General features: G+C 61.1%; 3 protein-coding genes and 1 pseudogene. All 4 read left to right on the top strand.

Annotated features, from left to right (window positions below; translation table 11 throughout):
• Nucleotides 1-645: pseudogene (locus tag AC1DUU_RS26290) on the top strand (hypothetical protein); the annotation flags it as partial.
• Between the two features lie 366 nt (nt 646-1,011).
• Complete coding sequence (locus tag AC1DUU_RS26285) at nt 1,012-1,920, top strand: substrate-binding domain-containing protein (RefSeq protein WP_476786301.1); 909 nt, start codon at nt 1,012-1,014, stop codon at nt 1,918-1,920.
• A gap of 63 nt (nt 1,921-1,983) precedes the next feature.
• Nucleotides 1,984-2,970, top strand: a complete 987-nt coding sequence (locus AC1DUU_RS26280; protein WP_476786300.1) for an ABC transporter permease — start codon at nt 1,984-1,986, stop codon at nt 2,968-2,970.
• Between the two features lie 3 nt (nt 2,971-2,973).
• On the top strand, nt 2,974-3,633 hold a 660-nt coding region (locus tag AC1DUU_RS26275), incomplete at its 3' end, for an ATP-binding cassette domain-containing protein (protein ID WP_476786299.1).

Genomic DNA, 3,633 nt, shown 5'->3' with positions numbered 1-3,633 from the left:
CATCATGCGATGGTGCATGTGCCCGGTGGTGCAAAGCTCAGCTTTTCGCCCAAGTCAGGCGGCCGGACAATGCCGGTGCCACCGGAGAGAGATCCGGCGCGAGGCCGCTCCCTTCTTGGCTATCCGCAGTCCTTTTCGGACCTCTCGTCGGTGCGAAGGGGGGATGGGGCGGTGGCCGATGTCAGCTTTTATCCCTTCGATAGCGGCCACGAAGATATCGTCGTCCTGTCCGAAATGCCCGGTGCCCGCATCGGCTGGTCGGCTGCGGTGGCGGCCAAGGACGGGTTTTTGTTCTTTGCTGTCAAGGACGCGCGCATGTTGCCGCAGACGGTTCTGTGGATGAGCAATGGCGGGCGCTCTTACGCGCCATGGAATAGCCGCCATATCGCAGTGCTCGGCATCGAAGAAGCTGCGACCGGTATTCATCTGGATGCGGGAGAGGATGCGCCCGATGGCGTGCCGACAGCGCTCAGCCTCGATCCAGACCGTACCACGAAGATCCGCTACGCCTTCGGCGCCATTCCAGTGCCGGTGGGCTGGAGCGAGGTGACGGATATCCAACTGGACACTGCGGCGATCGATATCACCGACAGCGGCGGCCAAAGGCTGGCGATACCGTTTCGCGGGTCATTCTTCGCCGATTGACGGGTTCGCCTCAAATTGAGGCGTACATAGTTGAAATCTCAGTATTTTATGTCGTCTGCGCAGTGATCGCGCGATGGCGGCGGACGAGCGGATTCGCGCTTGACTCCCACCGGACGTTACGTCAACTTTCAAGCATCAAAATGATGCCAGGAACGTATCATTTTGATCATCTGCCGTGCGGGAGGAAACGAATGGCAGATGGAGGGAACAATCCATCAGTGAGATTGCGCGCCGGAGCCATCGCCAGAGATGGGCATGGCACGGCCACGCGAATTGCAGCGTTGGAGCGGGGGCCAAAACCACCCTCGATGAGGAGGAGACAATACCGTGCTGAAAAGGACAATCGCTGTCGTATCGGCGGCGCTTATGGCGGTGAGCCTGGGAATGGCTACGACCGCCTACGCGCAGGCCAAAAAGACATATTACTGGGTGTCGCATGGCTCGCCTGCCGATCCGGTCTGGACCTATTTCCTGGCCGGCGCCAAGCAGTGGGCCGAAGACACCGGCAACACCGTCAACACCTCGTTCCATAATGGCGACGTGCCGGCGCACCAGGAAGCCATCCGCGCCGCGATCGCCGCCAAGGCTTCCGGCATCGTTACGTCGAGYCCCGATCCGGGCAGCCTGGTCAAGGTGACGGAGGAGGCCCGCGCGGCCGGAATTCCGATCATCAACATGAACACGCCCGACCCGACCGCCAACTTTAACGCCTATGTCGGCGGCAACAACGTCGCCTTCGGCAAGGCCTGGGCGCAGTATCTTGTCGACAAGAAGCTGGTGAAGGAAGGCGACTTCGTCTGGATGCCGGTCGAGGTTCCGGGCGCCACCTATGGCGTGCAGGAAGAAGAAGGCATCTCAAGCGTCTTCAAGCCGCTCAACATCACCTGGGAAGTCACCGATGCGACGCTCGACCAGGCTGAGATCATCACCCGCATGGCCGATTACCTGACCGCAAACCGCGCCAAGGTGAAGGCGATCATCGGGCTTGGCGATCTCGTCACCGGCTCGATCAAGCGCGTGTTCGATCAGGTGGGAGTCAAGCCGGGCGAAATCCCTGTCGTTGGCTGGGGCAACTCGCGCGACACCACGCAGGAAGTGCTGGAAGGCTACGTCAATGCCGCGCAGTGGCAGGATCCGCAGGCGACCAGCTATATGGCGTTGTCGATGGCAGCGATGGCAGCCAGCAAGATCCCTCCGGGTTTCGACATCATCGTTGGCGCGCTCTACGAGAAGGATACCGCCCAGCTCTATGATGATATCCTGTCGGGTAAGTAATCGCTGATTTACGCCCCCGGTCCGGTTCGCCGGACCGGGCATTCCTTCCCGAACGGATCRGCCATGGAAAATCGATCATTTGCGCAGGGCTTCATTGCGAAGCCTGAATTCGGGCCATTGGTCCTGCTCATTCTGGAAATCGCGATCTTCTGGTCGATCAATCCGGACTTCCTGTCACCGCTGAACATCTCCAACACGCTCGCCTTTACCGTCGAGCTCGGGCTGATCGCGCTGGCGATGACGCTGTTGATGACGTCGGGCGAATTCGACCTGTCGGTCGGCTCGGTGTTCGGTCTGTCGGCGGTGGTGATGTGGACGGTGTTCAACACCGGTCTTGCGCCCCTGTGGGTCGCATTCCTGATCGCGATCGGCATTGCGCTGCTGATCGGCTTCGTCAACGGCTGGTTCGTCACGCGGCTTGCGATCCCGTCCTTCCTGGTGACGCTCGGCATGCTCTTGATCGCGCGCGGTTCCGCACTCTACATCACTGACGGTTTTCCCCAGCGCACCTGGAACGCCGAAGGTCAGTGGCTGGCGCAGCTGCTGGTCGGCGAGTTCTATATCGGCGGCTTCCGCATCTACATGTCCTTGCTGTGGTTCGCGCTGTTTGCTTTCCTTGCCCACTACGTGCTGACCCAGACCAAGGCCGGCAACTGGATCCAGGCTTCAGGCGGCAACCCCAACGCGGCGCGTGCCCGAGGCGTCAACGTCAACCGCACCAAGGTGTTGCTGTTCATGGTGTCGTCGGCGATGGCGGCGTTTGCCGGCATCATCAGCTCGATCCGCACATCGGCGGCGAACCCCAACAGCGGCACCGGCTACGAACTCGAAGTGATCGCCATGGTGGTTATTGGCGGCACGGTGCTGACCGGCGGCCGTGGCACCATCATCGGCACGGTGCTCGGCATCTTCATCCTGCGCATCATGCGCAACGGCATCGTCATGGTCGGCGTGCCGGGGCTGGCCTACAACATCTTCATCGGTGCGATCATCCTTGGCATGATGGCGCTGCATTCCTGGCTCGAACGCCGCCACAATGCGGGAACCTGAGYGATGACCCAAGAACTCGTTCGCATGCAGAACATCAACAAGTTCTATGGGCGTATCCACGCGCTCCGGGACGTCTCGCTGACGGTCAACACGCATGAGGTCGTCGGTCTGCTGGGCGACAATGGTGCTGGCAAGTCGACGCTGATCAAAGTGCTGTCGGGTGCGGTGCCGATGACCAGCGGAGAAATCTACGTCAAGGGCAAGGAGGTGGTGATGAAGAGCACCACCGACGCCATCGCCAACGGTATCGAGACCATCTACCAGGACTCAGCGCTGGTGCCGCAACTGTCGATCGCCCGCAACCTGTTTCTCGGTCGCGAACCGATCAAGGGGCCGCGCCTGCTCAACAGGCTCGACCACGATGCGATGAACGAGGTGGCGCGCAGCCTGTTGAAACGCGTCGGCATCACCAAGGACATCCCGCCGAATACGCCGATAGGCGCTCTGTCGGGTGGCGAACGCCAGGCGGTGGCCATCGCGCGCGCCATGCATTTCGAAAGCAGCCTGATCGTGCTCGACGAGCCGACCAACAATCTGGGCGTGGCCGAAACGCAAGGCGTGCTGCGCTTCGTGCGCGAGGTGCGCGACACTGGTCACTCCTGCATCTTCATCGCCCACAACATCCACCACGTTTTCCAGGTGGTCGACCGGATCGTCGTCATG

This window comes from Aminobacter sp. P4_H6_2 (assembly GCF_056400805.1).
This window is presented reverse-complemented; position numbering and strand designations above follow the sequence as displayed.